Annotated in this window: 4 protein-coding genes; 3 read left to right on the top strand and 1 reads right to left on the bottom strand. The window is 74.5% G+C overall.

From position 1 onward, the window contains the following. Together DVA66_RS18785 and DVA66_RS18780 are read left to right on the top strand one after the other, a co-directional pair. Nucleotides 1-238 (top strand): WHG domain-containing protein (locus tag DVA66_RS18785; RefSeq protein WP_198671943.1); only part of this gene is annotated, 238 nt, incomplete at its 5' end. A gap of 92 nt (nucleotides 239-330) precedes the next feature. Then, nucleotides 331-855, top strand: a complete 525-nt coding sequence (locus DVA66_RS18780) for an SRPBCC domain-containing protein (RefSeq protein WP_114561390.1) — start codon at nucleotides 331-333, stop codon at nucleotides 853-855. Between the two features lie 29 nt (nucleotides 856-884). On the opposite strand, the gene DVA66_RS18775 is transcribed toward DVA66_RS18780, so the two are convergent. After that, on the bottom strand, nucleotides 885-1,883 hold the full coding sequence (locus DVA66_RS18775; protein WP_114561389.1) for a M23 family metallopeptidase: 999 nt from the start codon (nucleotides 1,881-1,883) through the stop codon (nucleotides 885-887). A 331-nt stretch (nucleotides 1,884-2,214) separates the two neighbouring features. Here DVA66_RS18775 and rpsB point away from each other — a divergent pair. Next, nucleotides 2,215-3,107: 30S ribosomal protein S2 (gene rpsB / locus DVA66_RS18770; RefSeq protein WP_114561388.1), on the top strand; the 893-nt coding region annotated here is incomplete at its 3' end.

The following is a 3,107-nucleotide window of genomic DNA, read 5'->3' as shown; positions in this document are numbered from 1 at the left end:
GGCCGCCGGCGCGCTGCCGCCGCCGCTGCGGCGGCTGGTCGAGGCGCTCGACGACCTCGTCGCCGCCGGTCTGCTCGACCCGGACCGCCGGGCGGGTGCGGAGTGGCCGTGCTGGTCGGCCGTGCACGGCTTCGCCCTGCTGGCGCTGCAGGGTCCGCTGCGCGGGGTGCCGGCGGAGGAGCGGCGGGCGGCAGCCGTGCGCACGGTCGACGCGGTCGTCCGTGGCCTGCTGCAGTAGTGACCCTCCTCGTGCCCCACGTCGCACGAACCATTGACAGGCAAGTGACTGCTTGCCTATGGTGAGGACACCGACGACCGGAGGGACGAACGATGACCGACGACCTGGCCTACGGCACCCTGGAGACGACCGAGGGACGCCCGACGCTGCGCTTCGAGCTGGCGCTGGCCTACCCCGTCCAGCGCGTGTGGCAGGCGGTGAGCACCCCGGAGGAGCTGCGGTGCTTCTTCCCCGGTGCCGCCGACTGGGGGCCGGCCAAGGGTGAGTCCATCGACCTCGGCGGGGCCACCCTCGAGATCACCGAGGTCCGTCCGCCGCACCGGCTGGCCTGGGTGATGGCCGGGCAGCCGCAGAGCTTCGAGCTGCACCCCGACGGGACCGGCTGCCGGCTGGTCTTCGTCCACGTCATCGACGACCTGCCGGCCGCCCAGACCGCCACCGGCTGGCAGACCTACCTGTCGCGGCTCGAGCCGCACCTCGCCGGCGGCCACCTCAGCGACGAGGACGCCCACCGGCACTGGCGCGAGATCCACGAGGCCTACGCCGCGCGGTTCGGCGTCGACCCCGAGCCCGGTCGGCGCTGGGCCGACCAGCACCTGCCCGCCGTCTCCGCCTGACGCGTCCCAGGCGGTCGGCGGGCGCCGGCTCACAGCCATGACGCCGGGTCGACCAGTCCACCGTCCACCCACATCATCAGGTGCAGGTGGCAGCCGGTGGAGTAGCCGGTGGTGCCCACCCGGCCGACCACCTGCCCCCGGCGCACCCGCTCACCCACCGCGACGGACCAGTCCATCGCGTGGTTGTAGGAGGTGCGGAAGCGGTGCCCGCCGAGGTCGCCGTGGTCGACCACCAGCCGGTTGCCGTAGCCGGCGTTGACGTCGCGCTGCACCACCGTGCCGTCCTGCGCGGCACGGATCGGGGCCCCGCAGGGGGCGCCGTAGTCGGTGCCGTCGTGCAGCTTGCGGACGCCGAGCACCGGGTGCAGCCGGGGCCCGAAGGGTGAGGTGAGGGGGCCGTCGGACGGGGCGACGAACCCGTGCCGGCCGGGCATCCCGGGCGGTCCGGGCCGACCGGAGGGCATGGCCCGGCGCTCCTCAGCCGCCCGCTCGGCCTCGCCCACGCTGCGCGCCGGCAGCAGCCGCAACGCGGTGTCGGCGTCCACCGTGGTGGGCAGCAGCGTGGGGTCGAGGTACTCCTCGCCCTGCCGGAGCCCCCAGTGCAGGCAGGCGCCGGGAGGGCAGTGCCCGGCGAGCAGCACCCCGACCGGGTCGCCCGCCCGCACCCGGGCACCGACCGTGACGGTGGCGCGGACCGGCTCGTAGGTGGTGCGCAGCCCGCCGTGGTCGATCGAGAGCACCGGGCGCCCGGCCACCATGCCCGCGAACGCCACCGTCCCCGCGGCCGCGGCCCGCACCGGCTCACCCTCGGTGCCGGCGAGGTCGACCCCACGGTGACCCGCACCCCAGCGCTCGGCCGGCAGGTCGAAGGGCCGGACCACGACGGGTGCCCCGGCGAGCGGCCAGCCGGCCGGGTCGGGCCACCGCGGCTCAGCACGGGCCGGGAGGGCGGCCGCGGACAGGACGCCCAGCAGGAGGAGCAGGGCCAGGGCCCGCCACCAGCCGGGTCGGGACACGGTTCGACGCATGGACCGACCATGGGCGCCCTGGCCGCGACCCGCCGGCCGACGGAGGCGCCTGTGGACGGCTCGCGGGAGGAGCTCCGTCCTGTGGACAGCGGCGGGCGACGGCGACCGGGTGGCGGGGACGGGGGAGCCGACGTAGACTGCCCGCAGCAACCCAGCCACCTGGGTTGACTTCGCATGCAGAGACGCCGCAGCGCACCCGAGGGTGCGGGCGGCCCCAGCCCCCACGGTCCCTCTCGAGGGTCGGGGCCGGGTCTGCATCAGGCGGTGTCGAACGGTTCGGCACCGGACAGACCGTACGGTGCGCCACGCGCGCCAACGAGGAGGATCGGCCATGGCCGTCGTCACCACCCGCCAGCTGCTCGAGAGCGGCGTCCACTTCGGGCACCAGACCCGTCGCTGGAACCCCAAGATGAAGCGCTTCATCTTCACCGAGCGCAACGGCATCTACATCATCGACCTGCAGCAGTCGCTGACCTACATCGACCGCGCCTTCGCCTTCGTCAAGGACACCGTCGCCAAGGGCGGCACCGTGCTCTTCGTCGGCACCAAGAAGCAGGCCCAGGAGGCCATCGCCGAGCAGGCCAGCCGGGTCGGCATGCCCTACGTCAACCAGCGCTGGCTGGGCGGCATGCTCACCAACTTCGGCACGGTCAGCAAGCGGATCGGCCGGCTCAAGGAGCTCGAGCAGCTCGACTTCGACGACGTCGCCGCCTCGGGGCTGACCAAGAAGGAGCTGCTGATCCTGCGCCGGGAGAAGGACAAGCTGTCCAAGACCCTCAGCGGCATCCGCGACATGGCCCGCACCCCGCAGGCGGTGTGGATCGTCGACACCAAGAAGGAGCACCTGGCCGTCGACGAGGCCCGCAAGCTGAAGATCCCGGTCATCGGCATCCTCGACACCAACTGCGACCCCGACGAGGTCGACTACGCCATCCCCGGCAACGACGACGCCATCCGCTCGGTCGCGCTGCTGACCCGGGTGCTCGCCGACGCCGTCGCCGAGGGCCTGGTGGCCCGTTCCTCCGGCGGCCAGACCGGTGCCGAGGCCGAGGCCGAGCCGATGCCCGACTGGGAGCGTGAGCTGCTGGGCGGTGCCGAGGCCGGCGCGGCCGAGGCCCCGACCGATGTCGCCGACGTCGCCACCCCCGACCCCGAGGTCGTGGCCGCCACCGAGGCCCCCGCGGCCGAGGCGACCGCCGCCGCCGAGGCGTCCGACCCGTCCGC

It is taken from the genome of Desertihabitans aurantiacus, from assembly GCF_003344635.1.
In the GTDB taxonomy this organism is placed as follows: domain Bacteria; phylum Actinomycetota; class Actinomycetes; order Propionibacteriales; family Propionibacteriaceae; genus Desertihabitans; species Desertihabitans aurantiacus.
The sequence above is the reverse complement of the archived record's forward strand: the minus strand, read 5'-3'. Positions and strand labels throughout refer to the sequence as shown.